The 25,730-nt window shown below is 60.3% G+C and carries 21 protein-coding genes and 4 pseudogenes; 17 read left to right on the top strand and 8 right to left on the bottom strand.

Features of this window, described 5'->3' with window-relative positions; genetic code table 11:
* Positions 1 to 190: 190 nt before the first annotated feature.
* Together AC1RUK_RS08735 and AC1RUK_RS08730 are read right to left on the bottom strand one after the other, a co-directional pair.
* Entirely contained in the window at positions 191 to 655 is a 465-nt protein-coding gene (locus tag AC1RUK_RS08735; protein WP_481835937.1) for a lipocalin-like domain-containing protein, read from the bottom strand.
* Between the two features lie 330 nt (positions 656 to 985).
* Entirely contained in the window at positions 986 to 1,708 is a 723-nt protein-coding gene (locus AC1RUK_RS08730; RefSeq protein ID WP_481835938.1) for a gamma-glutamylcyclotransferase, read from the bottom strand.
* Positions 1,709 to 2,103: 395 nt separating this feature from the next.
* Between AC1RUK_RS08730 and AC1RUK_RS08725 the strand changes: the two genes are divergently transcribed.
* On the top strand, positions 2,104 to 2,238 hold the full coding sequence (locus AC1RUK_RS08725; protein ID WP_280110126.1) for a ribbon-helix-helix domain-containing protein: 135 nt from the start codon (positions 2,104 to 2,106) through the stop codon (positions 2,236 to 2,238).
* Between the two features lie 321 nt (positions 2,239 to 2,559).
* Here the strand turns inward: AC1RUK_RS08725 and AC1RUK_RS08720 are convergent, their stop codons facing one another.
* On the bottom strand, positions 2,560 to 3,345 hold the full coding sequence (locus AC1RUK_RS08720) for a GGDEF domain-containing protein (protein ID WP_481835939.1): 786 nt from the start codon (positions 3,343 to 3,345) through the stop codon (positions 2,560 to 2,562).
* A gap of 445 nt (positions 3,346 to 3,790) precedes the next feature.
* Here AC1RUK_RS08720 and AC1RUK_RS08715 point away from each other — a divergent pair.
* Positions 3,791 to 4,117, top strand: a pseudogene (locus AC1RUK_RS08715) (GYD domain-containing protein).
* Between the two features lie 409 nt (positions 4,118 to 4,526).
* Here the strand turns inward: AC1RUK_RS08715 and AC1RUK_RS08710 are convergent.
* Both AC1RUK_RS08710 and AC1RUK_RS08705 read right to left on the bottom strand, forming a co-directional pair.
* A complete protein-coding gene (locus AC1RUK_RS08710; protein ID WP_481835940.1) occupies positions 4,527 to 4,997 on the bottom strand; it encodes a phasin in 471 nt (156 codons plus the stop codon).
* A 197-nt stretch (positions 4,998 to 5,194) separates the two neighbouring features.
* A pseudogene (locus tag AC1RUK_RS08705) lies at positions 5,195 to 5,599 on the bottom strand (FAD-dependent oxidoreductase); the annotation flags it as partial.
* Between the two features lie 148 nt (positions 5,600 to 5,747).
* On the opposite strand from AC1RUK_RS08705, the gene AC1RUK_RS08700 reads away from it, so the two are divergent.
* Together AC1RUK_RS08700 and AC1RUK_RS08695 are read left to right on the top strand one after the other, a co-directional pair.
* Positions 5,748 to 6,002: a hypothetical protein gene (locus AC1RUK_RS08700; protein ID WP_481835941.1), complete on the top strand. Its 255-nt coding sequence runs from the start codon at positions 5,748 to 5,750 to the stop codon at positions 6,000 to 6,002.
* Between the two features lie 441 nt (positions 6,003 to 6,443).
* The gene (locus tag AC1RUK_RS08695; RefSeq protein WP_125007292.1) at positions 6,444 to 6,866 is read left to right on the top strand and encodes a CBS domain-containing protein; all 423 of its coding nucleotides are present in this window, start codon (positions 6,444 to 6,446) and stop codon (positions 6,864 to 6,866) included.
* Between the two features lie 411 nt (positions 6,867 to 7,277).
* On the opposite strand, the gene metH is transcribed toward AC1RUK_RS08695, so the two are convergent.
* Entirely contained in the window at positions 7,278 to 11,087 is a 3,810-nt protein-coding gene (gene metH, locus AC1RUK_RS08690; RefSeq protein ID WP_481835942.1) for a methionine synthase, read from the bottom strand.
* Between the two features lie 142 nt (positions 11,088 to 11,229).
* Between metH and AC1RUK_RS08685 the strand changes: the two genes are divergently transcribed.
* The 7 genes and pseudogenes from AC1RUK_RS08685 (at position 11,230) to AC1RUK_RS08655 (ending at position 15,181) form a co-directional block, all read left to right on the top strand.
* Complete coding sequence (locus AC1RUK_RS08685) at positions 11,230 to 11,697, top strand: hypothetical protein (RefSeq protein ID WP_481835943.1); 468 nt, start codon at positions 11,230 to 11,232, stop codon at positions 11,695 to 11,697.
* Positions 11,698 to 11,841: 144 nt separating this feature from the next.
* The gene (locus AC1RUK_RS08680) at positions 11,842 to 12,030 is read left to right on the top strand and encodes a hypothetical protein (RefSeq protein WP_481835944.1); all 189 of its coding nucleotides are present in this window, start codon (positions 11,842 to 11,844) and stop codon (positions 12,028 to 12,030) included.
* A 69-nt stretch (positions 12,031 to 12,099) separates the two neighbouring features.
* Positions 12,100 to 12,330: a DUF6894 family protein gene (locus tag AC1RUK_RS08675; protein ID WP_481835945.1), complete on the top strand. Its 231-nt coding sequence runs from the start codon at positions 12,100 to 12,102 to the stop codon at positions 12,328 to 12,330.
* 658 nt (positions 12,331 to 12,988) lie between these two features.
* Positions 12,989 to 13,411 carry a hypothetical protein gene (locus AC1RUK_RS08670; RefSeq protein WP_481835946.1) on the top strand — a complete coding sequence of 141 codons (423 nt, stop codon included), beginning with the start codon at positions 12,989 to 12,991 and terminating at the stop codon, positions 13,409 to 13,411.
* Positions 13,412 to 13,496: 85 nt separating this feature from the next.
* On the top strand, positions 13,497 to 13,661 hold the full coding sequence (locus tag AC1RUK_RS08665) for a hypothetical protein (RefSeq protein WP_481835947.1): 165 nt from the start codon (positions 13,497 to 13,499) through the stop codon (positions 13,659 to 13,661).
* Between the two features lie 77 nt (positions 13,662 to 13,738).
* The gene (locus tag AC1RUK_RS08660; protein ID WP_481835948.1) at positions 13,739 to 13,954 is read left to right on the top strand and encodes a hypothetical protein; all 216 of its coding nucleotides are present in this window, start codon (positions 13,739 to 13,741) and stop codon (positions 13,952 to 13,954) included.
* A gap of 295 nt (positions 13,955 to 14,249) precedes the next feature.
* Positions 14,250 to 15,181, top strand: a pseudogene (locus AC1RUK_RS08655) (DDE-type integrase/transposase/recombinase).
* Positions 15,182 to 15,611: 430 nt separating this feature from the next.
* On the opposite strand, the gene AC1RUK_RS08650 reads toward AC1RUK_RS08655, so the two are convergent.
* Positions 15,612 to 15,893 carry a hypothetical protein gene (locus AC1RUK_RS08650; RefSeq protein WP_481835949.1) on the bottom strand — a complete coding sequence of 94 codons (282 nt, stop codon included), beginning with the start codon at positions 15,891 to 15,893 and terminating at the stop codon, positions 15,612 to 15,614.
* 447 nt (positions 15,894 to 16,340) lie between these two features.
* Between AC1RUK_RS08650 and AC1RUK_RS08645 the strand changes: the two genes are divergently transcribed.
* Together AC1RUK_RS08645 and AC1RUK_RS08640 are read left to right on the top strand one after the other, a co-directional pair.
* Positions 16,341 to 18,074 (top strand): adenylate/guanylate cyclase domain-containing protein, encoded by a 1,734-nt coding sequence (locus AC1RUK_RS08645; protein WP_481835950.1) that lies wholly within the window; start codon positions 16,341 to 16,343, stop codon positions 18,072 to 18,074.
* 306 nt (positions 18,075 to 18,380) lie between these two features.
* Positions 18,381 to 18,519, top strand: a pseudogene (locus AC1RUK_RS08640) (JAB domain-containing protein); the annotation flags it as partial.
* A 159-nt stretch (positions 18,520 to 18,678) separates the two neighbouring features.
* On the opposite strand, the gene AC1RUK_RS08635 reads toward AC1RUK_RS08640, so the two are convergent.
* A complete protein-coding gene (locus AC1RUK_RS08635; RefSeq protein ID WP_481839543.1) occupies positions 18,679 to 19,740 on the bottom strand; it encodes a LacI family DNA-binding transcriptional regulator in 1,062 nt (353 codons plus the stop codon).
* A 113-nt stretch (positions 19,741 to 19,853) separates the two neighbouring features.
* Between AC1RUK_RS08635 and bglB the strand changes: the two genes are divergently transcribed.
* The 4 genes from bglB to AC1RUK_RS08615 all read left to right on the top strand — a co-directional run bounded on the left by bglB (position 19,854) and on the right by AC1RUK_RS08615 (position 25,617).
* A complete protein-coding gene (gene bglB, locus AC1RUK_RS08630; protein WP_481835951.1) occupies positions 19,854 to 20,954 on the top strand; it encodes a beta-galactosidase BglB in 1,101 nt (366 codons plus the stop codon).
* A complete protein-coding gene (gene kduI, locus AC1RUK_RS08625; RefSeq protein ID WP_481835952.1) occupies positions 20,951 to 21,787 on the top strand; it encodes a 5-dehydro-4-deoxy-D-glucuronate isomerase in 837 nt (278 codons plus the stop codon). The genes bglB and kduI overlap by 4 nt, the downstream gene beginning before the upstream one ends.
* Positions 21,784 to 24,267 (top strand): hypothetical protein, encoded by a 2,484-nt coding sequence (locus tag AC1RUK_RS08620; RefSeq protein ID WP_481835953.1) that lies wholly within the window; start codon positions 21,784 to 21,786, stop codon positions 24,265 to 24,267. Before kduI ends, AC1RUK_RS08620 begins: the two co-directional genes overlap by 4 nt.
* Positions 24,268 to 24,348: 81 nt before the next feature.
* Positions 24,349 to 25,617, top strand: a complete 1,269-nt coding sequence (locus AC1RUK_RS08615) for an ABC transporter substrate-binding protein (RefSeq protein WP_481835954.1) — start codon at positions 24,349 to 24,351, stop codon at positions 25,615 to 25,617.
* Positions 25,618 to 25,730: the final 113 nt, after the last annotated feature.

The raw sequence follows: 25,730 nt of genomic DNA, 5'->3' as shown, positions 1-25,730 counted from the left end.
CATGGGCGATCAACTCGTTGAAGGCCGGTCCGCCTTCGAGCAGGAGAGCATGTGCGCTTACTCCGAAAGCGCACATCTCGCATTTAAGGCCGGACGGCCGCCGCTTCATTGGGTAGTGTCTCAGTTTTAGATTCATGCGCAGCGGTCTGTGCCGAGACACTGAAACGCTACCTGCAGAGAGCCGGCAAATCTACTCGGCGGGTCGCTTCTCTCGCACATACGTCACTTCGTGAACAACCTCGCGCCCGTCGAACGGATTTTGGGCGGGGGGCGAGGTGTAAGTCAGCGTATGTTCGTCGACATTGCAGAACCGCACCTGCTCTGTGCCGCTCCATGCTTCATTCCAGCTCATGTCGACATGATGGACGACCCGATCCGGCTCGACTGTATAGCTGCCCGAATAGGCGAACATCGTGTCGAACAACGCTACCTTCTCTTCGTCGGATGGCGGCAACCGCTCGGGCCGTTTGCGATTGTTCCTAAGTATAAAAAAGATGACGCGCTCGGGTGTATAGACGACGGTGCCTTGAGGATGCTGACCCAGTGCTTCTCGCCGCTCCCCAGTCGCGACGTCTCTCGTCATCCACGACGTCATCTTCCAGCTTCCAAGAAGGAGATCGCGGCTGATCGGTTTAACTGGCGTATCTTGAGCCATTGTATACCCTCCATTATTTCCTGGCAGCGCGCGCGCTACACGGCCCGCGTGCCCCGGCTTCGGCGCCGTCTTCTCGCAAAGGTCGTCCATCGACCAGCTAACCGCTGGCGGTTGTTTAGGGATGGCTACGGCTATGCCGCCACCGTCACGTCGCGTGTGCTTACATCTGACGCTCCGATCCCTAGCCCGAACGGCCCGGCCGCCGCGTCGAAACCTGCAGTAGTCGATTGCCCACCGCATCATCGAAACCTGCCGGGCATTCAAACCGCAAACCACCGTTTGCAGTTTTGCTCGGCATCCTCAGGCAGCGGCGGACGTCAAGAATGTGCCCTAGATCATCGCAGCAGCCGGTTGCTGGCGAGCGCTTGTGGCCACCTCAATCCGCTCGGCAACCATTTCCTGAAGTCGCCAAAGGAGCCGATCTTCTATCGCCAGGCCTTCGAGATGTTTGACGGTGTTGTGGAGGTAGTCAGCCATCGACCCCCAGTGGCCCACCGCCGTAGCAAGTACATCAGCGACTTCCTCGGCTGATAGTCCGCCGACATAGGCTTCGCTTTTGCGATCAATTGCGAAGGCAATAGCGCGTAGCGGTCCAGCGGTGGTATCGGCGCTCACCCAACGTGGCGGGAAGGGCGATGGCCTTGTGAGCATCTCGCGACGGAGGAGCTTGCCAAGGTTGGCCTCGACAGCGTCCGGCGGCAGAAGCTGGACGACACCCTTGCATGTTCCGCCGCGGTCGAGCGCCAACATGAGGCCGGGCCGCTCTTTCGTACCACGGAAACGGCGGTCCCAACCAAGACAGAAGGAACGATGCCAGCCCCGCGCGATAGCGATCCGCTGCTCGACGATATCGCAGGCTGGTTTCCAGATCAGTGAGCCATACGCGAAAACCCATACCTCGCCGCTCACCGGTTGGGCGGAAAGGAGCGCGCGCGCCGTGGCCTCGTAGTCAGCATCAGTCGCGTAGATCCGGCCTGGCACGGGACCAGGGTCATCGACATCGCGGGCGACCCTCGCGACCAGTTCGGGCGTCAGGCGCAGTTGACGTGGCACTCGAAAATTGGCCGACCGTGGCTTCGCTTGAGTGATCGGCGATTCCCCGGTGACGCGAGCTACCATCCTACCAAGAGACCTAAGGTGACGATCCCGAACCACACTGCGGCCAATGCAGCCAGCCCCGCCAGAATCCGACGATCCCGCAGTGGTGGGGGGCGGTAGGCATCTCGCGGGTCATCGGCGAGTTGATTGCGTCCCACCTCGATTTCGGCAGCCAGGCACGTGAAATAGCCATCTACGCATTGACTATCCATTTTCGCCTCTTTGAACCAATTCAATCCGACCAATCGGTTTCACCGCGGGGTCTCGATACTCGCGATCCCCATGGTTGATCCCTGGCTGTGGCGTCAAGGAAACGCGGACCAGCCCCAACTGGAAAGGGGGTGCTGATTATGGTCCGCCTCCAACCCGACATGCTCGCTGGCGTCGATCAATTTGTTGCCGAACATGACGTTTCGCGACCTGAAGCCGTTCGATTGATCATTCGTGACTGGCTGACCAGGCACCAGGTGCTGAAGGCTGAGTGAACCACCGAGCGTTGAGTTCAAGCCCGTATCCTCCTCAATCCCTCCACGCCAGGGCTTGCTCCACTCTGCCATCCACGCGAACATGCGAGTTGAGCGATGGTTGAGAAACAATCCCACGCCGTCCTTTGCAAAGGTCCAATGCGGATCCTGGCACCGGCGGGATGACCACTTTTGCTGCTATGGCGGGCCGGCGTCGCCCGTATTGGTACAGGACCGCGGTCGATGTCGCGAACATCGCACCAATGGCCACCGCCGCGCCTAAAACTGTCAGCACAACCAGACCACCGAGTGCTTTTCCATCAGTTTCCCAAGCGAGATCGGCTACGGCGTTATGACTCGCAACTTGGCTGCCTCATGGTCGAACGAAACGCGGTTCCGCCCACGTTGTTTCGCTGCAAATACGCACCGCCCCGCAGCACGGAGGACATCCTGAGGATCTGCATTATGAGGGATTTCCGCACCGCCGATGCTGACAGTCACCCTCACGCCATTTTGTTGCCCTTTGACCCAAGGCCCCCCTTCGACAAGCCGACGGATGTTCTCCGCTATGGTAATCGCCTGCTCTTTGCGCACGTCGCGTAGCAAGACCCCAAACTCTTCCCCACCAAGGCGGCCAATTGAGTCGCCTGGGCGAGTCGTATAGACGAGCGCCTTCGCGATCCGAACCAGAGCCTCGTCACCCTTGGAATGTCCGTGCTCGTCATTGATCGAGGAGAAGTGATCTGGATCAATCAGGAGAAGCGTGTCGCATTCTCCTTCATCGCGGCTTCTGTCCATCCTTGCGATGAATTCACCGCGGCTAAGGAGCCCCGTCATCTGATCGTGGCTGGTTACGAAGGTGAGCCTGTCGTGCGCCTCCTTCAGGGCCGTATGCGACCTCTCCAACTTGTCACATGTATCCTGGATCGTTTCGGACTGGGCGAAGATGTAGGCGCTGACCGGCATTCCGATCAGAATGGGAATGAAGGTGCATTCGACCCAACTCAGCCAGTCGATCGGCATCTGCAACGCAAGTCTAGCCGTAAACGACAGACCGAAAGTCGCGACGACTGCAATTGTCGTCACGATCAATGATTTGCCCAGAATACGCTTGGCGCGCGGCGTCATATTGTTTCTTTAGACATTGGCGCTGAACAGGCCGTTACCAAGTCGATTAAGATTATTCTGGCTTCGATGAGGGCGGTGATTTTTGCGATGGTTAAAATTCGAGTTTTTCGAATCTGCCGGCGTTAGTTTTCAAATGCTATCCCCTTGAATATGCATGGCCCAGGTTGGATTAGAGACATACGGCAGGCTGAAGCTCAGCAGGTGCGAGATCGAATCGCTCAGCTTGAATGCGAACTGATCAATGCGGCCGCTTCCAAAGGCAATCCAAGTTGCAAAACGTAGGTCACGAGCTTCGTTTGCAGAAAGCGCAGCTGGAACGCCTCGAACAATGCATAGCCTGGATGCCTAAGCGGTGATGATATTGCGCTTAAAGCTTGAGCGCATATTTCGTCACCCGGTGAACCTACCCCGCAAGCCGGTTAGGCGGCGACCCAAGAGGCGAATCATGCCAATGTATCTCTCGCGATTCAGCTATACGCCCGAGACCTGGGCGCGCTTGATCAAAAACCCCTAGGATCGACGCGAGGCGGCCCGTTCGTACATCGAGTCGGTGGGCGGAAAGGTGCACGGGTTCTGGTACACCTTCGGAGAGCATGATGGCTGGAATCTGTGGGAGGCGCCAGACAACGTGTCGATGGCATCGGTCGTGCTTGCCATCGGTGCGGGGGGAGCGCTCAGCTCTCACGAGACCACCGTCCTCCTAGGCGTCGAAGAGACTATGGAAGCTCTTGGGAAGGCGAAGTCGATCCGGTATCGCCCGCCGGGATCGTAAAAGGCCGGCCACTGAGCCCCGCCAGCGTGCGTTCTTGCCGGCCGCTGTCCTGCCCCGCGCGTCCTGAGGCATGCCTGTGACCTGCTCTATACCTACGTCGCCCGCTTCTCGCCTTCGCTGATCTTGGCTCTTCGCGTCTTGCCCGAGCTGGCCATCTCGGCCCCGAGCGGCGCCTGCCGGATCTGCCTGAGAATCTGACAGTCCCAAACGGTTCCCCCCCCTTGCGGTGATCCGCGCGGCGCTTTCAGCCGCCGGTGTCGAGTTCATCCCCGAGAACGGCGGCGGCGCCGGGGTGATTCAGCCTAGGGTGCACCCCGCCGATTTGCCGCCCTTTCTGTCCGTTTTCGCGACGAGACCAGATGCGGCAAATCAGGCGCGGCTAGCGACCAAGGCTCCGCCCAAGAAAAAGCTAGGCGACTTTGAGTTCCTTGATCGCCTTCTCGAAGGCGGACTTGATCGGTTTGGATACGTCCTCGACGGCTTTGGTCGTGACGGCCTGGAGTTCCTTGGCCTGCTCGACCGCCATTTCAACCTGGCTGCGGACGAAGGCGGTCTGCAGTTCAACGAATTCGGAAGGCGACTTAACGGCAATTAGGGCTTCAAAGTGCGAGAAGGCGGCTTCAGTATTGACGCGCAGAAGGGCAATTGTCTTCAGCGACAGATCGCTGCCAACGGCTTTGGCGGTTTCGACGCTCGACTCAAGAGCCTTCTGGGCGTCTTCAGAGCCGGCCTTGAATTTGGTAAGAACTTCTTTCGACCTTTCGACGCCCTTTTCAGCGGCAGCGCGGAACTCGGCCGTAGCCTTGGCCGGATCGAAGGTCGGTAAGGCGGTGCCTTCAATGGTATCAGGGGTTTTTTCAGTGGTGGGCATAGTTTCCATCCTTCAGTGAACACCCCCAAAGCCCCGTTCATTTATGAAACCGACACAACCCAATAGCAATATTTTTGTGCATTGCACCATGAATTTCTTCCCTTGCGGTAACCAAGCGCTGAAGGCAGGGCTGCGCCTGCAATCGCTGGCGGAAACGGAACCTGGCCACCCACATGACCTTACGATTTTTTTCCCGATACTTGCTCCAGGACCCGCTCCATGGGCAGCTTGTCCGGGGCCACGATATGAACTTCGATGTCGCGCCACCGGAGGCCCGCGGCGACTTCCAGGCCAATGAAACTGGCGCCGAGCACGAGGGCGCAGCGTGCAGTTGTGGCTCGATCGATGATCGCCTTGCAATCTGCCAGCGAGCGCAGCGTGTAAACGCGTGACTGATCAGCGCCGGGCATAGCCAGGCGCACCGGTTCGGTTGCAAGGAGCAGCCTATCGTAGGGGCCCCGAGCCCCGTCTGCGAGCACAACTTCACCAGAGCGTGCATCGAAGCTCGCGACGTTCGCATTGAGACGCAGGTCGATATCGTTCCTTGAGTAAAAGCTTTCTCCGCGCAGCGGAATCCAATCCTCCGGTGCTTTGCCGGCGCGGTAGTTCCTTCACGGCAATGGCGCCGGGCGCCGGCCGGGCAGCAGCTGATAGTGCGCCCGATCCATCCGTCCGCTGGGCGTGATGGGTTCTCACTGCAACAGACACCATCATCAGGTATAGTCCCTAAGCGATCGCCGACGGCGGAGGAAAGAGCAAATGTCCGTGGATGCGGCACCGAGAAAAGTGGACGCCGAATATGCGATTGAATACCTCCAGGAGCATCCGGAGGCCGGGCTTTGCGGCGAGGATGGGCGCTGGTGGATTACGCCGAACGCCAACGAGACCGATCAGCAGGTCCTGCTTCTTGATGTGGTCGAGGCTGAGCGGCTCAAAGATGATCCTCGCCTTCGACTGTTGTCCGGGATCGCTCATGCCGGCCGGTCGCTCTGGGTCCTTCGGAGAATGACTTGACCAGGTGCCATCCTCTAGCCCCTGAGCGCCAGACTGTGCGTAGACAACGCGGCTGCCACGTGGGCGCGCCGTCTCTATCCGTGAACCTGCCGCTTCGCCGAAGCCATTCGGCCGGCTATCCCGTCCATCCGGCGATCCGGTATCACAAGCCTTCGAAACATCCCATGGCGCTGAACCAGCGCCGCATCCGCACCGCTTGGGCCGGTAACTGGCAGTGTCGAATGTGAGGAACCTTTCTAGCCGAAAGCATGGAGTCAGTGGGCGCCGAAAAAATAGCGGCTGGACCGTTCGAAGAGAACGGCGATCAGCACGCGCTCAACGTACTCGTCGATAGCTCCACCGGTTCTGTGTCGGCGCGCCTCCTCATGTTTCCAGAAAATCCAGTCCGCGGTAAAATGAGACAGAGGGGACATGCACCAACCTCAGAAAGGGAGGTCCGCCATGAAAGTCAAAGACGCAATGCACAAGGGTGTCGACTGGGTCAGCCCCGAAACCGCTGTCACCGAACTGGCGAAATTGATGCGAGCCGAGGATATCGGTTCGATTCCCATCGGAGAGAACGACCGCCTGATCGGAATGGTGACCGACCGCGACATTGTCTGCAAAGGACTGGCGGAGGATGGTTTCGACAGCCGCACCGCGACGGCGCGCGATGTCATGACGACCGGCATTCACTGCTGCCGCGAAGACGACGATCTGGCCAAGGCCATGCGGCACATGGAGGAACTGAAAATCCGCAGGTTGCCGGTGATCAACAAGAGTATGCGAATGGTCGGCATCCTCAGCGTCGGCGACGTCGGTCAGTCGGCGCCGAGGGAACTTGTGTCCGAATACGTCAAGAGCGTTTCCGCCCATCACCACTGAAGGGCGGCTTGCCCGGCGGATAGTCGATATCCGTCGGGCTTCGCCCACGCTCTCGATCGAACGCCTCAACCGGGCTTGCGCGAAGCTGGTGAAAACCGCTCTCGGCCTTGCCGGGCCGCTCAAGTCGACGATTTGACTGTCAGCCGGCCGATCGAGCATACGCAACTACCCAATCGGATAACTGTGGCGGCGAGCGGTCCCGATCACATCGGGTCGGAATTCGCGGACTTAATCCTAGACTAGCGATGGCCGCCTTAGCGGCGTCCGTAGTGATGGCGCAGACAGCAGCGACGGGCCTCGGCCGCCGAGCATCCGAAACATCGCGCAACTGGCGATCGCCTAAATTCACCGATGCCTGGCTGACGTTCACAGGACGCTGCCCGAAGCAAAAGACGACAGTGCTTCTCGACTCTATTCCGCCGCCTCGGCATAGGGCACGGGAACATAGTTGAGGATCGGTCCAAGCCAGCGCTCCACCTCAGCCAATGGCATGTCCTTGCGGCGTGCGTAATCCTCGACCTGATCGCGCTCGACCTTGGCGACGCCGAAATAGTAGCTCTCGGGATGCGACAGATAGATGCCCGACACGGAGGAGCCCGGCCACATCGCATAGCTTTCGGTCAGGCTCACGCCCGCATTGCCTTCGCCGTCGAGCAACCGGAACAGCGTCGCCTTCTCGGTGTGATCCGGCTGCGCCGGATAGCCAGGCGCTGGGCGGATGCCGCGATAGGGCTCGCCGATCAGTTCGTCCGGTGCCAGCTTCTCATCTGCGGCATAGCCCCAGAATTCCTTGCGCACCTTCTCGTGCATGCGCTCGGCGAAGGCCTCGGCAAAGCGGTCAGCCAGCGCCTTGACCATGATCGACGAATAATCGTCATTGGCTCGCTCGAAACGCTCGGCGATCGCCACCTCCTCGATGCCGGCAGTGACGATGAAGCCACCAATGTAGTCCGGCTTGCCACTCTCCGAGGGGGCGACAAAATCCGACAGCGCGACATTGGCCTTGCCGTCGCGCTTGGTCAGTTGCTGGCGCAAGGTGAAGAAAGTCGCCAGTTCCTGCGATCGCGCACCATCCGTGAACAGTCTGATGTCGTCGCCGGCGGCATTGGCCGGCCAGAAGCCGATAACGCCGCGTGGCGCGAACCATTTTTCGCCGATGACCTTCTTCAGCATCGCCTGCGCATCATCGAACAGCTGGCGCGCCGCGGCTCCCTGCGCCTCGTCTTCGAGGATTTTCGGATACCGGCCCTTCAGCTCCCAGGTTTGGAAGAACGGCGTCCAGTCGATGTAGCGCGCAAGTTCCGTGAGATCCCAGCCATCGAAGACCTTCACACCGAGGAAGGACGGTTTCGGCGGCTCGTAAACCGACCAGTCAATCTTGTGCGCATTGGCCCTCGCCTTGGCCAGCGGCAGCCGCTGCTTGTCGGCTTCAGAGCGGGCATGAGCATCGGCGACCTTCTTGTACTCCGCACGTACGGTGTCGACATAGCCGCCCTTGGTCTCGTTCGACAGCAAGGACGAGACCACGCCAACCGCCCGGCTGGCGTCGGTGACATAAACCGTCTGGCCCCTGGTGTAGCGCGGATGGATCTTCACAGCCGTGTGCACACGGCTGGTCGTCGCACCGCCGATCAGCAGCGGAATGTCGAAACCCTCGCGCTCCATCTCGGAGGCCAGGTGCACCATCTCGTCCAGCGACGGCGTGATCAGGCCGGACAGGCCGATGATGTCCACATTCTGCTCGCGCGCCGTCTGCAGGATCCTTGCCGCCGGCGCCATGACCCCGAGATCGATGATCTCGTAATTGTTGCAGGCCAGCACGACGCCGACGATGTTCTTGCCGATGTCGTGGACATCGCCCTTCACCGTCGCCATCAGGATCTTGCCCGCCGTCTGGCGCTCGCCATTGTCCACACCATTGGCGGCGTTGGCCAGCTTCTCGGCCTCCATGTGCGGCAAGAGTCCTGCGACGGCCTGTTTCATCACCCGCGCGGACTTCACCACTTGCGGTAGGAACATCTTTCCCGCGCCGAACAGGTCGCCGACGACATTCATGCCGGCCATCAGCGGACCTTCGATGACATGCAGCGGGCGCTCGGCCGCCAGCCGCGCCTCCTCGGTATCGGCGTCGATGAATTCGGTGATGCCATTGACCAGCGCATGGGAAATGCGCTGCTCGACAGGCAATTCGCGCCAAGCAAGATCGCGTTCCCTGCCCTCCTTGCTAGCGGTGCCTTTGAAGCGCTCGGCGATCTCCAGCATGCGTTCGGTGGCGGTGCCGCCGGCCTTGGGCGCGCGGTTGAGCACGACATCCTCGCAGGCCTCGCGCAGTTCCGGCTCGATCGTGTCGTAGACGGCAAGCTGGCCGGCATTGACGATGCCCATGTCCATGCCGCGCTGGATGGCATGGTAAAGGAACACGGCATGCATGGCCTCGCGCACCGGCTCGTTGCCACGGAACGAGAAGGAGAGGTTCGACACGCCGCCGGAAATGTGGACATGCGGCAGCGTCGCGGTGACCTCGCCCGTGGCCTCGATGAAGTCGACGCCGTAATTGTCGTGCTCCTCGATGCCGGTGGCGATCGCGAAGACATTGGGATCGAAGACAATGTCTTCGGGCGGAAAGCCGGCCTGTTCCGTCAGAAGCTTGTAGGCGCGGGTGCAGATTTCGACCTTGCGCGCCCTGGTGTCGGCCTGGCCGTCTTCGTCAAAGGCCATGACGACCACGGCCGCGCCATAGGCGCGCACGAGTTTCGCGTGGTGTAGGAACGCCTCCTCGCCTTCCTTCATCGAGATGGAGTTGACCAGCGGCTTGCCCTGCACGCATTTCAGCCCGGCCTCGATGATCTCCCATTTCGAACTGTCGACCATCACCGGAACACGCGCGATGTCCGGCTCGGCGGCGATCAGGTTGAGATACTCTACCATCGCCTTCTTCGAATCGATCAACCCCTCGTCCATGTTGATGTCGATGATCTGGGCGCCGTTGGCGACCTGGTCGCGGGCCACGTCGAGCGCGGCGACATAGTCGCCCGCCGTAATCAGTTTCCGAAACTTGGCCGATCCCGTGACATTGGTCCGCTCGCCGACATTGACGAAGGGAATCTCGTCGGTCAGCGTGAACGGCTCCAGCCCGGACAAGCGCATCTTCGGCTCGATGTCCGGAATGGCGCGCGGCGGATATTTCCGCACCGCCTCGGCAATGGCGCGGATGTGATCGGGCGTCGAGCCGCAGCAGCCGCCGACGACGTTGACCAGTCCCTCGCGCGCGAAATCCTCGATCTGCGCGGCCATGAACTCCGGGCTCTCGTCATACCGGCCGAATTCATTGGGCAGGCCGGCGTTGGGATAGGCGCAGACAAACGTATTGGCGACACCGGAAATCTCCGCCAGATGCTCGCGCATGGCGTTGGCGCCGAGCGCGCAGTTGAGGCCGATGGTGAAGGGGCTGGCATGGCGCACCGAGTGCCAGAGGGCCGTCGGCGTCTGCCCGGACAGTGTGCGGCCGGACAGGTCGGTGATAGTGCCGGAGATCATCGCCGGCAGGTGCACGCCCTTCTCGATGAAGATCTCGTTGCAGGCGAAGATCGCCGCCTTGGCGTTCAGCGTGTCGAAGATGGTCTCGATCAGGATGATGTCGGCACCGCCGTCGATCAGGCCGCGCAGTTGCTCGCCATAGGCGAGCCGCAGATCGTCGAACGTCACGGCGCGGTAGCCGGGATTGTTGACATCCGGAGACATGGAGGCGGTGCGGTTGGTCGGCCCGAGCGCACCGGCGACGAAGCGGCGCTTGCCGTCCGCCTGCCGCGCCCTCTCCGCCGCTCGCCGCACCAGCCGCGCGCCGTCGCGGTTCAGCGCGTAGACAGCATCCTCCATGCCATAATCGGCCTGGGCGATCGAGGTCGAGGAGAAGGTGTTGGTCTCGAGGATGTCCGCGCCGGCGATGGCGTAGCGGTAGTGGATCTCCTCGATCGCTTTCGGCTGGGTCAGGATCAGCAGATCGTTGTTGCCTTGCTGGTGACAGGCACAGCCGGCGAACGCTTCACCGCGAAACTGGCTGTCGTCGAACCCCAGACCCTGGATCTGCGTGCCCATGGCGCCGTCGAGGATGAGGATGCGTTCGCGCGCCGCCGCGGTCAGCGCCGCAAGCACTTCCGAACCGTCGGGCTTCGCCGCAACGGGGCCGAACAGGTCATCCAGCGATGAGGAGCTTTGCGACATTTTTCATCCTCAAGGCGACAGTCGCGCCTAAGTCACATAAAGACATCTTTATGTCAACATACGACCTCTCGACCTTAGTGTCACGCAGATTTTCACCTCATTCTCGTTGCCCTGTCACGTGGTCCTTCCCGGCTTGGCTCCCATGACGCCGCTGGCCCGCAGGATCCATCGCAAGGACAGCAAATACCGAAGCGGTAACCCGACTGCATGGCTAAAGACGAAAGCCTACAGCATCGATGAATACGAACTGCTTGGCGTCGAGCGCGAGGCTGGCAAACCAGCATTCGCTCTGATGGCCGAGCGGGGTACAGCCCGCTATGTCGGCTCGGCCTTCATCACCTTAAACCGTGAGATGCGAGAACTCCTCTGGGAGCGCGTCCAGGAGCAAGCAGGCTCGGCGCCGAAGGGCATGAAGAGGCCGGCGACGCAATGGGTCAAGCCAGGGCTAATCGGCCGTGTGAAGCATCTAGAAGACCTCCGCCATGCCTCGCTGCAGGATTTTCGGGAACCGGGACAGCGCGGGGGCTCACAAAATGGCCGACGCGGCTGCCGGATGAGCATTGCCGCGTCGGCCACTGTCGCGGCGGACCTTGGGAGCGCCGCCGGCTAGAACTAGGGCGCCCAAAGAGACGGGCAACACAGTCGCGCCGCTCGGTTAAAAACGTACAGTTGAATCCCATTGAAGCCACACCTGAAAGGTTTATGAATCCTCAGTCACCATTCTGTTTCCGGCCCTTGGATGGGAGGTTGCATCATGGATAAGCCAGGTGTTTCGGTATCGGCTTTCGACTGCGATATCCTGCGCAGCACTTTCACCAAATCCGTCATCGAAGATAATATCCCCGAGGATCGATGGCGGGAGTACGCCTCGCAAATGGTCCGCGATTTCACCGGCATAGCGACGGTCGATCCCGATTTGCTGAATTGGATCATCCGCAAGTAGGCGCTAGCCCGCCTCTGGATTTGGTTAAATTCGTACCGCAACCAGCAAGCGGCGCGGGCGTTTCGCCAAATGGCGATTTACCACTTCGACTATCGCGACAACGAAAAGCTGGTTCCCGACACAGAGGGAACAGAGGTACCGGACCTCGAAACAGCTAGGTTCGAAGCCATCAGAATCTTGGCTGAACTAGCCAGAGGTATCGAGCGGCCAGAACACAGCGTACTTTCGATCGAGATCCGCGATGACCACAGGCCGCTGTTGCATGTCAGCCTAACACTGGACATCACGACGCCGGCTTAGTCGCTACTCAGCCGGCGGCTACACCGGCCCTGTCTCCTGAAGGCTATTTTAGCAATCTCGAAACAAAAGCCGGGGCAGACCGTTTGCAATGTGCCAGGGGCCTACACCCTGGTCACACTCCAGTACCTTCCCGCCGGCTCCGGCTGGCGGGCTTTTTTGAGGAGAAGGCATGTCCAGCGGCCCGGCGGCCGGGGGCTGGGGTGGCGTAGGCTTTGACCGCCGGGCCTAGCCGGAAAACGGGGTAGGTTCGCCGGTGGGCGAAGGTTATAGGCCATCCTCGCCTTACGGGTAATCTGGCTAAAAGGGGCACGTTCTGCTCCCTCAAATCGGAGGAGCCCAGGCTCGGTTGAATTGATTGCGGAGATCGATGACTGTTCACATAGCAGCATCGGCCTCTAACCGGTGCTGCATGTTGGGGGTGACCCAATCGGCCCGCGCCCCGCTAGCCTTTGAGGGCGCGGGCGCGGCAGCTAGTCGACGAGCCGAGCTAAATCAACCCGCCACCTTCAGCCAACTGCAAGGCCTTCGTGGAAGCCCACTGACAGGGCCGCAGCGGTTGCCAGCGCCAAGACAAATGCCAAGCGCCAAGTAAATGCATACCTGCTAAAATGCGAGCCGTCCCGCACATTCAAACGCGACCAACATCCGGGAGGATGCGATGAAAACCATGAATCGCAGGTCTGCAATTGCACTCGGTGTGACGGCAGCCGCGGTATCGCCTTTATTCACCCTGGTATCATCTGCGAAGACCAAGAAGTATGGCCCGAAGGAAGGCAAGGAGATTGCCCCGGGCGTCAGAGTTGTGGAGGTCGGCACAGGAAACTCCGACATTCCTGCCTACAAGAGCATTTCAATCGTCGACGTCGTGTTTCAGCCCGGTGCACACGCTCCTGCGATGATGATGGACAACGACATGGTCTGCACGATTACCGCTGGTGCATTCACGATCAAGAAAGCGGACAAGGAATTCAAGCTCGAGGAAGGCGGAATATACACGTGCACCAAGGGCAAGACCGACGAGGCGACCAACACAAGCAAGGTGGTCGGCATACATCGTATCGCCGTCTTGATACCTGCCTAGGATCATACTTCCCCGGCCAGCGTTCGAGTCCTGGCCGGAGGCCTTTGCCAAGCGCTTCCGGCCGCATGGTATTCTTGGATTTCTTATGACTGAAAAGCCCGTGACAACCTACATCGTGAGCGTGTTCGAAAAGCCACATTGGCGGACGGTGTTGACCACCAAGGATAAGGCCAAGGCGCTGGCGATGGCAAAGGAGATCGGCGACAAGGTGAGGGTCGAGACGATCACGCCGAAGCCGAAGAAGCGTTAGATAGCTGGTCGCTTTGCCGCCTTAATAAATGTTCATGGAAAACGCGCCTAAAATGCCCCTCTTCGGAGCGCTTATCATTGGCCTACAAAGACACTCCGCGGCAGGATGCCTATCGCCTTGAGCGCGTCGATGGCGAAACGGTGGAAGGCGTAGCCGTCTTTTACACGACGGCCGAAGCGAACGAGGTCATCAAACATCTGGACCGGCGTTACCGCTTGATGCTGGGCGACAGGCAGATATGGCCTCCTGATGATGGCAATCGTCACAATGGGACTGCACTTTTGGACGAATAGCTAGCGCGCCGTCGCCACCGGCCGGATAGTGCTCGCCAGGCATTGTCTCGGCATGGATGATACCGAGGCTGTAGGCGCCGACGATGTCTGTCGTCAGGTCGTAGGTTTCGCTGCGAGCGCAGTCGCGCTGCAATTCCAGGAGATATCGCAGCAGCGGAAACGTCGCCCTAGGCGTCCGCAATGACTTTCTGTGCTGGTTGATCGCAGCCATCGGCGCCCTGGGCATTTTGTGCGTCTGTCTAGTCCCAGAGTGTGGGGGAATCAGTCAAGCTGATCCTTCATTGAGGGATAAGTTATGGGACAGATACTCCACGGCAGCGCCACGACCACGTACGCCATCCGAGCAGCGATACAGCGATCGAAGGCTCCGCTCAAGGAACTCGCCACGCAGCACGGCCTAAATCAGAAGACCGTCGCCAAGTGGCGCAAGCGGACCTTCGTCCACGACGCGCCGATGGGCCCGAAGACTGTACGCTCCACCGTTCTGACGGCTGAGGAAGAGGCAATGGCCGTCGCTTTCCGCAAGCACACGCTGCTGCCTCTGGATGACTGTCTCTATGCGCTGCAAGCGACGATCCCGCACTTGACGCGGTCGTCCTTGCACCGTTGCTTTCAGCGCCACGGGATCAGCCGCCTGCCCGAGGTCGCCGGCGACAAGCCAGCCAAACAGCCCTTCAAGCGCTACCCGATCGGCTATTTCCACATCGACATCGCCGAGGTCCGAACCGAAGAGGGTAAGCTCTACCTATTCGTGGCGGTGGACCGGACCTCGAAGTTTGCATTCGCTCGGCTGATGCAGAAGGCGACCACTGTCACCGCCAGAGCTTTCCTCGACGAATTGGTCGAAGCAGTCCCTTACAAAATCCACACCGTGCTCACCGACAACGGCATCCAGTTCGCTGACCTGCCCAAGAACCGGGATGGCCTACCGCGCGCTGGCGCGGCCATCCATTCGACCGGGCCTGCTGGGGGCATGGCATCGAACACCGTCTTACCAGCCCAACCACCCATGGACCAACGGTCAGGTCCGTCCGGCGGTATCACTACGATACCCACCGCCAACTCGAAAATCACCTAGCTGCCTTCCTCGACGGATACAACTTCGCCAGGCGCCTCAAGACCCTTCACGGCCTCACACCTTACGAAGCCATCTGCACGGCATGGGCCAAACAGCCAGACCGGTTTAGACTCGATCCAATCCACTTGACCTCGGGACTGAACACCTAGAGCAACGGCGCGATTCCGGAGCGACGGCGGCCGCCCACCCGCAAGGCGTAGTGCTTCTGCGCGGTCACGATCACGTTTTCGCATTTGATGCGGCTGTGGCGCGTCTCGGCGGAGCGCTATGGCGAACTCGTATTTCGCTGCTTCGTCGGTCCCGGCGAGCCATCGCCTTTTCTACGCCATGGCGCGATATTGCGCGCCAACGTGCGATTTTTTACTACGCTTCGATCTCGTTAGTCCCGCTTTCGGAGTGCCGGAGCATCGAGGACCGATGAATCCAAGCCGTAGAATATCGGCCTCGCCCGCCCATGCCTGTTCCTCGCAAGCCGCAATCGCAGGATCGGCGGCTGCCGCGCGGAAATACTGACGATCAGCGGCTTCGCGCCTCGAAGCTGACCTTGCCAGAGCTTGACCAAGACCGATCTGGTCCTGATCAATGCGCCACGTCGTCGGGTGCGTGCAGGAGTCTCCAGGTCAAGCCGACGCGGCCGTCGAACTGGGATGCGAAATGTTCGGCGGCGACGCCTTCCAGGCCGTCATCGACAAGAGCCTCGATGCTTCGTCGCATCAGCGCGAGCTGCATCTCGCGGGCCTGTGCCAGGTCTGCCTCCCTCATGATTTCCGTGACGTGGTAGGCGACTACGGGGTGGCCGAGGCAAGACATGAGCGTGCTCGCTTCTGACGTGACCGCCGTAACTGCGTCTTCGATCTTCATTCTGGCGCTCCTCATCAAACATGATGCTGGCGCCTCCCCATGAGACGACGGTGTCCCGTCGCTTCTTTTATTCAATTTCGACTGTCGCGCACGAATGAAGTGGCAGGTGCGCGAACAGGAGGGTTACCCTCTTGTTCCAGTCTCCTTGAGCAGCCTCGCTACCCAAATCAGTATGCTGCAGAATTGAATTAAAGGCGACCGGATAGTTAATCGATGGTTAATGGCGGCGCTCGCATCTCAGGCGTTTGCGCATGAAACATCGGGCAGGTCTGCTTCGCGCCTCATGTCGGTCGCGAACACCTGCGTTGCCATTTCCTAAAAGCGGACATGGCGGCGATGACGTTCGCGGTCGTGATTGCGCCAGGAGCCGAAGTTGCGGGCGTTCTTATCGCTGTCGCTTCTGTGAGGAATGGCCGATAATCTCCCTCTCCGATAGGAGAACCTACCGTGAAGCGCCGCCTCGCTGCCATTCTTGTCGCCGATGTGGTCGGCTATTCCCGCCTCATGGCGGCGGACGAAGCGCTGACCCTCGCTGCGCTAAAGGAGCGACGGAAGAATATCGTCGAACCGCTAGTTCGCGAAAACGGCGGGCGGATCGTCAAGTTTATGGGCGATGGCGTGTTGGTAGAGTTTCTCAGTGCCGTCAATGCGCTGCGCTGCGCGCTCGGCCTGCAGCAGGGAATGGCCGAGACGAACGCCGATCTGACCGAGGAACGGCAGATCAAATTGCGTATCGGCATCAATCTCGGCGAAGTCGTTGGCGAGGGTACTGATATATTCGGCGATGGCGTAAACATCGCGGCGCGACTTGAAGCCATGGCCGAACCCAGTGGCATTTGCATCTCGGGCAAGGTGCATGAGGAGGTCCGCGGCAAAGTCGACTGCGTCATAGAAGATATGGGCGAGCAGACACTCAAAAACATCGATCGGCCGGTGCGGGCATACCGGGTGAGAACGGGGACGAGGGTAGCGGGCCCTCTTCCGGCCGAAGCTGCCTCCACGAAGCATACGATCGCCGTGCTCCCGTTCGACAATATGAGCGGCGATCAGGAGCAACAATACTTGAGCGATGGCATTACCGAGGACATCATCACAGAATTATCCCGCTTCTCTTCGCTGTTCGTTATCGCTCGAAACTCATCGTTTCAGTATCGCGACAAAGCTACTGACGTGCGGCGGATCGGACGCGAACTCGGTGCGCAATACGTCGTCGAAGGAAGCATTCGCAAGACAAGCAATCGGGTCCGAGTGACTGCCCAGTTGATCGAAGCGGCTACCGGAAATCATCTCTGGGCTGAGCGTTACGATCGTGACTTGGATGACATCTTTATCGTCCAAGACGAACTGGTGCGGGCTATTTCCGCGGCGATTCCCGGCCGCCTCGATCGCTTTGCTGTTGAGCATCTCCGAAGAAAGGCACCAAACAATCTCACCGCTTACGACTGTGAACTTCGCGGCCGCTGGGCGTTTTTGCATCTAACAGAAGGCCTATCAATCGCACTCGATTGGTATGATAAGGCGGTCAAGGCAGATGCCAACTATGCCATGGCGCATGCCGGCCTCGGCATGACTTGCGTATTCGGAATCCTAATTTTGGGATTGCCGCCGGAAAGCACGCTGAATCGTGGTAGAAAACACGCACAGCAGGCCGTTTCGCTCGATGAGAATAATCCGACAGTCAACGCGTATGCGGCGTATACGTACCACATATCGGGTGATCACCGGTTGGCTAGAAAATATGCCGAGCGCGCGGTTACCCTCAACCCCAACGACCCGTTTGCGCTTTACGTCCTGGGTTGCGCACTTAGTTATACAGGGGAACCCGAGCAAGCTCTCGAGTGGTTCGCCAGGTCAGAGCACTTTGAACCCTACGCCTCCGATGATCAGCGTCTCGATCAGCTCTGCGACTGCCACTATATGCTTCGCAACTATGAGAAAGTGATCGAGATTCACGAGACCTATCAGAACATCCCTGCACTCGTATACCTGGCCTTGGCTGCCGCGTATGCGCAAACAGGACAAACTGACCAAGCGGGAGCCGCCGTCAAGGAATATGAACGAAAGCGGCCCCCGGGACACGACTTGAAATCCGTCATCACATTTTGGATGCGAATGTGCTCGCGACAGGCGGATCGGGATCACTGGCTCGAAGGGTTCCGGAAGAGCGGTATCAACGTATGAAGTACGGTGAATTTCCAGACATGGCAGAGTCCGAGTTGGGTCCAACTCCAGACATTGCACCTGTCGCGCCGCGCGTCCGCTCTTGCTTTCCGGACACCGAACGCTGCCGGTCGGCTGTCGGCCCCAAACGCGACGGGGTCAAGCGGCCTTCGCGGACGGCACGATAGCGGCCGTAACCCGCGTCCGATCGACGCCGTCCGCGAAGGCCGGATTGGCGAGGTCATCTAAGCGGCGCGATCCTTTGCGAACTCGGCGCGGCCTGGAGGTCAGACTGCCTTCAACTCAGCGGCTCGATACCGCCCATACCCGACGCCGTCGGGCGCAGACATCGAGATGGCCAAACTAGTCATCGAGACGGCCAAACCGCTCGGGCATCGCCGTTCATGACCACATCATCATCGGCAAGAACGGCAACGCCAGCATGAAGACCCTGCTGCTGATCTGAGCGCGGCTCGAGCCGAAGGTCGCGGCACGCCAGCACTATGACGCCCCGAATGCATAGGCTTGTCGATCGTGACCGGCATCATCCGTGTTTGAACAGTGCGTTGCCGAAAGCGTGGCCTTGTTCCGGCGACAAAACAGCGCCCAGGCTGCGCAGAGAAACCTACTTGATTGGAAGCGGCCGGCATGGAGCCGTGGAGGATCGTTCGACCAGATGGCAGGCGAGTTCCACACGACGTGGGGGCATGGGAAGACTGGAAAGGCTGTCACGCAGCAGGTCGAGCGCCACCGAACCGATTTCGCGCATGGGAATATGCATGGTCGTCAGCGGCGGCTTGAGGAAAGCGGCCTGCGGGAGGTCGTCCATGCCCATTACCGAAACGTCGCCGGGCACTGAAAACCCCGACTGCTGAATGCCCATCATCGCACCAACGGCAAGGCTGTCGCCGGCGGCCAGAATGGCGGTGAAATCGAGACCTCGGGCGGCGATCCGGGCAGCAACCGCCTGCGCCGCAAGCTCCGGAAGCCAGTCCTCGACGGGAACCACGAGATCCTCTTCGAACGGCAATCCGCGATGCAGCAGCGCATCCTTCCAGCCCTCGTAGCGCCGTTCGATGGTGCGCCGACCCGGCCGCATCAGGAACAGGATGCGCTCGTGGCCGAGTTCAATCAGGTGATCGGCGCCCAGCCGCGCGCTCGAGCGGTTGCAGGGCGTGACGCTGGAAAGACGCATGAAAGGATCGTCGCCGTTGAGAAGGACGACCGGTTTGTCGAAGCCGCGCGTGGCGGCCAGCATGGCCTCGTCATCGACAGTGAGAAAAAGCAAGCCAGCGACCTGAGGATCGTCCAGCGCCTCCTTCAGAACAGCCAGTTCCTCGTTCTTGTCGCCGATAGAGCGCGTGACAATTTCGAGTCCAAGCGCCTGCGCGCGCTCGTTCAACCCTTCAAGGACATAGAGCGTAAATTGGTTGCGCACGTAGTCGATCATGGCCGCGCTCGATGCCGCAAGGATGACCTTCTGTCCTGCGACCGCGGTCGGGATTGTGTAATTGGCGATCTTGGCGGCCTGGAGAACCTTCTGGCGGATTTCAGGCCGAACGCCTTTCTCGCCCGCAAGCGCACGCGAAGCGGTACTCAACGACACCCCGCAGGCCTCGGCAATGTCCTCCAGGCGCACACGTTTACTCTTCTTGCCACGTTTGCCGGGCAGCGGTTTTGCACCCATATCGCCATCCTTTGCGCCAAAATGAGAAAAATTTTCATGTTGCGCAAGTAAAATCGTCATGCATTTGTTCTGCCACGGAGCCGCCACAAGAGCTGCACGGTAGAGGAAATGCTATGGGTCCAGACGGCCGCGACATTCGCAATGGTCTCGATCGCCTTGTCGCCGGAACGACCGGCCTCAAGCACGACGGTCGCTTTCATGAACCGAATCTGGACGGAACTGCCGGCGATTACATCAGCTTCGACAGTTGGGAGTGGCCGCAGGGCGTCGGCCTATATGGCCTGATCAAGCTCTGGCTTTTCACCGGCCGCGACGATCTTCGCCAGCTCATCGAAGCCTGGTATCGGGACCGTATCGAAGTCGGTCTGCCGCAGCTCAATGTCAACACGACCGCGCCAATGCTCGGTCTATCGGTGCTCTGGGCCAAAACCCGCGATCCCCGCTGGCAACCGATCCTCGACGATTGGGCAAACCGTGTGGTGTCCGACCTTGGCCGAACGCCGGAAGGCGGCTTCGAGCACAACGTATCGGACAAGGTCAATAACAACGAACTCTGGGACGATACTCTTTACATGGTGGCTCTGTTCCTGGCGTCCTACGGTCAGGCAAGCGGCCGGCGCGAACTGGTCGACGAGGCATCGCGGCAATTCCTCGTGCATGCCCGCTACCTCGCCGACACGCACACCGGCTTGTGGTTCCATGGCTGGACATTCGAAGGCCGGCACAATTTCGCCCGGGCCCGCTGGGCGCGCGGCAATGCCTGGATCACGGCCGGCATGCTTGATCTCTTCGATCTGGCGGACGTCGCCAAACCGGTAAAGGACTTCCTGCAAGGCGTTCTCGTGGCTCAGGTCGATGCGCTGCTTGCGCTTCAGGCGCCCTCAGGCGCATGGCGCACATTGCTTGACGACCCCACCTCCTATGAAGAGATTTCCGCGACGGCCGGCATCGGCTACGGGCTGCTCAAGGGCTATCGCCTCGGGATCGGCACGCCGGCTTGGCACGCGGCGGGTTTGAAGGCGCTGCGGCTGGTGATGGACAACATCGATGAGACCGGCACCGTGCTCAACGTCTCCTATGGCACGCGCATGGGCCATGATCTCCAATTCTACAAGGATATTCCCATTCAACCGACCGGTTACGGGCAGGCCCTCGCAATCCTATGCCTTTCCGAGGGCCTGCAGCACGTCGGCACAAAAGGACACGCGGCATGACGATGAAGGTTTTGTATGGAGCGGCGCCGGAAGATATCAAAGGCTACGACACGGAGACACTCCGCAACGCTTTCCTGATCACCGATCTGTTCGCTGCGGATACCGTCAATTTCACCTATACACATGTCGATCGCCTGCTGCTGGGCGGGGCCATGCCGGTGACGACGAGCGTGACCGTTGGATCCGGCGCCGAGATCGGCACGCCGTATCTTCTGTCTGCGCGTGAAATGGGCATTGCCAATCTCGGCGGCACGGGCACCGTGAGCGTTGACGGCCAGTCCTTCACGATCGAGAACCGTGACGTGCTCTACGTGGGTCGCGGCGCCCGAACGATTGCGCTGGCGAGCCTGTCGGGGAACACCCCTGCCCGGTTCTACATGAATTCGGTGCCGGCCGGTGCGGACATCCCCCACCGCCTGATCACAAAAGGGGAATCCAAGCCGGTCGAACTCGGCGATATCAGCCGGTCGAACAAGCGCCGCCTCGCCATGTACATCCACCCGGAAGTCGCGCCCTCGTGCCTTCTGCTGATGGGCATCACCGACCTTGCCGACGGCAGCGTCTGGAACACTCTGCCGCCGCATCTGCACGAGCGGCGTATGGAGGCCTATTGCTACTTCGACATGGCGACGGAGGATCGCATCATTCATTTGATGGGCCGCCCGGAGGAGACGCGTCATCTCGTGGTCGCCAATGGCGACGCGGTCCTATCGCCAGCCTGGTCGATCCATATGGGCGCCGGCACCGGTCCCTATGCCTTCGTCTGGGGCATGACCGGAGAGAACCAAGAATATAACGACGTGGCCCCGGTGGCCGTGGCAGACCTGAAATGACCCCTGCAACATCACTTATGAACCGTGACCTGAAGGCAGGCAAAGCCATCCGCTACTGGCAGCTAGGCTTGATCGCCGAGGAGCGCTTCGACGTTCCAGACGCGCCCATGAAGGGCGAGATGGACCCATTCTTCTTCCTGACCAAGCACAAGAATTTTATTCCGCACGAATATCCCTGCCGCACGATTTTCGCCGAGCGTTATCGGGGCAAGCGGCCTGATGTGCGAGGCGCCTTCGCCGCTACCCGCTGGTGGCTGCCCTTTGGCTCGCCGCGGCTCGATCTCTCAGGCTTCTGGTTTCGACCGACGCGGCTAGCCACCTGGGCACGCACCTTCGTTTCCGCCGAAACGGCCGGGACGGCAAAGGTTCGCCTCGAAACCTGCGGCGGCGCAGTTCTCTGGCTGAACGGCGCCGAGGTCGGATGGATAGCACCCTATAGCCGCAATCTCGAGGCAAAGGTCGAATTCGACCTGCCGCTGGGAGCCGGGCTGAACGAGATCACCATTTTCTTTGATGATCTTGCCGAGCGCGACGCACGCTATTTCTTCCAGCTTGAGTATCTGGAGGGTCCGACGGCTAGCGTTGCCGTGCCCGTGCCGATCGACGGCAAGGTCGCCGGGACGATCGAGGCGGCCCTCGAAGGCATGCACTTCGACAGCACGGCCTACTTCGAAGGCGACATCACACTTCTTCTCGCCGAACCTTTGCCGGTGGATGTCGCGGTCAATGTCACGGTCGAGGGCGACTTCATGTCGACCGAACGTTTCGACTTTGATTTCGTCCTCAAGGCCGGCGAAGCACGTCTCATAATTGGCCCTTCGGAAAATGCGCCCGCCGATTTCCGCCATTTCCGCATCACCCTGAAGGCCGGCGACTTTGTCGCCTCACGGTCCCTCGGTGTGGAGATCTGTCATGCCGGCCGTCAGGGGGACGCGCCTGCCGCGCTTGCCGAACGCATCACGGAAACGCTGGACGAGATCTCCGAATTTTCCGAACGCGATACGGTTCGCGCCTTCGCGCGGCTGGCAAGCGGCCGGGGGGGTGCCGACACCGATGCGATGATCGAGGAAATCCTGCCTTCGATCGTGGATTGTCACGACTGCGCCGACTTCTCGCTGGTCCCGCTGATCTGGTCGCGTACCGTCTGGGGCAAGGACATTGGCGAAAAAACGCGCAGCCGCATCGACCAGGCGATCCTTGGTTTCCGCTATTGGATGGACGAGCCCGGAAACGACGTACAGTGGTATTTCTCGGAAAACCATGCACTGCTTTTCCATACCTCGGCCTATCTGGCTGGACATCTGCTAGCGGATAAGACCTTCGCCCGCTCGGGCCGCACCGGTGCCGAGCAGTGCGCCATCGGCGCGGCGCGCGTTCGGGCATGGCTCGACCATTTCGAGGCTTGGGAAATGGCGGAGTTCAATTCCGCTCCCTATTTCCCAATCGACCTCAAGGGCCTGACCGCGCTCGCCGCCCTGTCGCCCGATGCCGATATAGCTGAAAGGGCGAAGAAAGGCATCGTCCGGCTTTGCGAGATCATCGCGCGATCCGCCCATCATGGCATGGTCACTGCAGCGCAAGGGCGCTCCTACGAGCACACGCTCTGCGCCGGCCGTTCGCTCGAGCTTTCCGGCGTTGCACGTCTTCTCTGGGGCAAGGGCTGGTACGGCCGCCGCGTTCACGCGCTGCCGCAACTTGCCGTCTGCCTGCGCGATCACGGCCTGACCGTATCGGAAGACTTGGACGCGGTCGCCTGTCATCGCGCCGAACAGCATCAGGAATGGCGTTTTGCCCAGGGTGAAAACAGTTTCGCAGCGCTCTACCATTACAAGAGCCTCGATTTCGCCATCGGCTCCGCTGCCCATTACCGCTGGAAAGAATGGGGCTACCAGGAGACGGTGCTGCATTTGCGGCTCGGCGAGCGACCGGAAGCCGCCGTCTGGATCAACCATCCCGGCGAGACCATCCAGTTCGGGTACGGCCGGCCCTCCTTCTGGGGCGGCTGCGGCACCCTCCCACGCGCCCAACAGTATCGAGGGCTGGCCGTACTCGATTTTTCTACTTTCGATGAACAGCCGGATTTCACCCATGCCTGGTTCCCGATCGCCGAATTCGATGAAAGCAGCGTCGAGGGAAGCCTCGCGCTGGCGCGCAGTGGACGAGGAACGATGATGCTGCGCGGTAGCACCAATTTCGTTGTTGTCAAGGACGGCCCGTCCGCCAATGCCGAGCTTCGCCAATACGGCCGCAAGACACGCTGGATCGTGCGGGTCTGCCACGCCTCTAGCCTTACAGCAGCGCAGGCTCGGTTCGGGGCTGTTTTGGTTGATGACAAAGAAGACGGTTCGCTCGTCATCGAGGATCCGGAATATGGCACGGTGGTGTTTCGCCCGGATGGATCGGTCGAGGCTGAAGGCCGCACCGTCTCGCCAAAGGATTTCACGGTTGCCGGTGAGGTCACCATGCTGGCCGCCAATTAACGGCGAAGCGCCGGCGCAGGAAGCCGGCGCGACGTCTATCTGCGAGCGGGAGAAGGGCTCGCGTACAAGAGGAGGAAGACAATGCGAAGGACCAGAACAATGCTGGCGGCATTTGCCGTCGGGCTTTTGACATCGACGGCCGCAATCGCCGGCGATGTCCGTATCATGTGGTATTCCGACGGTAACGAGGGCGAGGTGCTGAAAGACCTGCTCGACCGGTTCATGAAGGAAAATCCAGGTATCAACGTCGTGCTCGACAACGTGTCCTACACGGTGGTGCGCGAACAGCTACCTGTCCAGCTCGAAGCCGGCGCTGGTCCGGATATCGCTCGCGTCACCAATCTGAAGGCGCTCAGCAACCATTGGCTCGATCTTCGGCCGTTGGTCGCCGATGCAGCCTATTGGGACAAGAACTTCGGCGACCAGGCCGACTGGATGCGCCCGGATGGCACCAACCAGATTTCCGGCTTCATGACCCAGATCACCCTTACCGGCGGCTTCGCCAACAAGACGCTGTTCGACCAAGCGGGCGTTGCCTTACCCGGAAAGGACGCAACCTGGGACGATTGGGCAAAGGCGGCCAAGAAGGTTGCCGAAAGCCAGCAGGTGCCGTTCGCCATGGCGCTTGACCGGTCCGGGCACCGTTTGAGCGCACCCAATCTTAGCTACGGCTCGAACTACATCGGCTCCGATGGAAAGCCCGCGCCGCTCGATGAAGGCGCCAAAGCGTTCATCGCCAAGTTCGTCGGCTGGGTCACCGACGGGACGATGAGCAAGGACGTATGGGTATCGGCGGCCGGTTCAGCCTACCGCGCCGGCGCGGACGACTTCATCAACGGCCAGGTCGCATATTACTATTCCGGCTCCTGGCAGGTGCCGAACTTCTCCACCAAGATCGGCACGAACTTCGATTGGGCTGCCACCGGCAGCCCGTGCGGACCGGCTAACTGCACCGGCATGACGGGGGGCGCTGGCCTGGTCGCGATCAAATACACCAAGAACCCGACCGAAGTCGCCAAGGTGATGGACTACCTGGCACGCGAGGACATCGTGAAGGAATTTTCCGAACGCACGCTGTTTCTCCCCGCACACAAGGGTGTGATCGAAAAAGGGCTGGATTTCAAGACGGACGATGCCCAGGCAAAGGCGGCCCTGAACACCTTCGTCGGCGCCACATCTTCCCTCTCCGACACTGCTAGGAAACTGCCCGGCTGGTTCTGGTCGGACACTTACTATGCAGCCTTGGTCACCAGGGTGAGCCAGGCTGCGGCGGGCGAAATGCCGCTTGAGGAAGCGTTCACGCGTATCGACGCTGACATTGCGGCCAAGGTCAAGGATTCGGGCGGCTAACCGGACGGGCGGGTGGCAGTACAGGACGAACCTGATACCACCGTCATGCGCGTGCAGTCCGCCGCTCTCGAGAAGCAATTTGCAACCGCGACAGCAGCCGGGAACGGGAGTTT

This window comes from Mesorhizobium monacense (assembly GCF_056781675.1).
Note: the sequence above shows the minus strand (reverse complement) of the source record. Positions and strands in the feature narration are given on the sequence as shown.

Excerpts from the sequence above, each read along its gene's own strand:
- bglB (WP_481835951.1), top strand. The coding sequence starts at position 19,854 with ATGGGTCCAGACGGCCGCGACATTCGCAATGGTCTCGATCGCCTTGTC.
- metH (WP_481835942.1), bottom strand. The coding sequence starts at position 11,087 with ATGTCGCAAAGCTCCTCATCGCTGGATGACCTGTTCGGCCCCGTTGCG.
- AC1RUK_RS08665 (WP_481835947.1), top strand. The coding sequence starts at position 13,497 with ATGACTGAAAAGCCCGTGACAACCTACATCGTGAGCGTGTTCGAAAAG.
- AC1RUK_RS08620 (WP_481835953.1), top strand. The coding sequence starts at position 21,784 with ATGACCCCTGCAACATCACTTATGAACCGTGACCTGAAGGCAGGCAAA.
- AC1RUK_RS08650 (WP_481835949.1), bottom strand. The coding sequence starts at position 15,893 with ATGAAGATCGAAGACGCAGTTACGGCGGTCACGTCAGAAGCGAGCACG.
- AC1RUK_RS08700 (WP_481835941.1), top strand. The coding sequence starts at position 5,748 with ATGTCCGTGGATGCGGCACCGAGAAAAGTGGACGCCGAATATGCGATT.
- AC1RUK_RS08710 (WP_481835940.1), bottom strand. The coding sequence starts at position 4,997 with ATGGAAACTATGCCCACCACTGAAAAAACCCCTGATACCATTGAAGGC.
- AC1RUK_RS08675 (WP_481835945.1), top strand. The coding sequence starts at position 12,100 with ATGGCGATTTACCACTTCGACTATCGCGACAACGAAAAGCTGGTTCCC.
- AC1RUK_RS08670 (WP_481835946.1), top strand. The coding sequence starts at position 12,989 with ATGAAAACCATGAATCGCAGGTCTGCAATTGCACTCGGTGTGACGGCA.
- AC1RUK_RS08615 (WP_481835954.1), top strand. The coding sequence starts at position 24,349 with ATGCGAAGGACCAGAACAATGCTGGCGGCATTTGCCGTCGGGCTTTTG.
- AC1RUK_RS08725 (WP_280110126.1), top strand. The coding sequence starts at position 2,104 with ATGGTCCGCCTCCAACCCGACATGCTCGCTGGCGTCGATCAATTTGTT.
- AC1RUK_RS08720 (WP_481835939.1), bottom strand. The coding sequence starts at position 3,345 with ATGACGCCGCGCGCCAAGCGTATTCTGGGCAAATCATTGATCGTGACG.
- AC1RUK_RS08635 (WP_481839543.1), bottom strand. The coding sequence starts at position 19,740 with ATGGGTGCAAAACCGCTGCCCGGCAAACGTGGCAAGAAGAGTAAACGT.
- AC1RUK_RS08685 (WP_481835943.1), top strand. The coding sequence starts at position 11,230 with ATGACGCCGCTGGCCCGCAGGATCCATCGCAAGGACAGCAAATACCGA.
- AC1RUK_RS08735 (WP_481835937.1), bottom strand. The coding sequence starts at position 655 with ATGGCTCAAGATACGCCAGTTAAACCGATCAGCCGCGATCTCCTTCTT.
- AC1RUK_RS08680 (WP_481835944.1), top strand. The coding sequence starts at position 11,842 with ATGGATAAGCCAGGTGTTTCGGTATCGGCTTTCGACTGCGATATCCTG.
- kduI (WP_481835952.1), top strand. The coding sequence starts at position 20,951 with ATGACGATGAAGGTTTTGTATGGAGCGGCGCCGGAAGATATCAAAGGC.
- AC1RUK_RS08695 (WP_125007292.1), top strand. The coding sequence starts at position 6,444 with ATGAAAGTCAAAGACGCAATGCACAAGGGTGTCGACTGGGTCAGCCCC.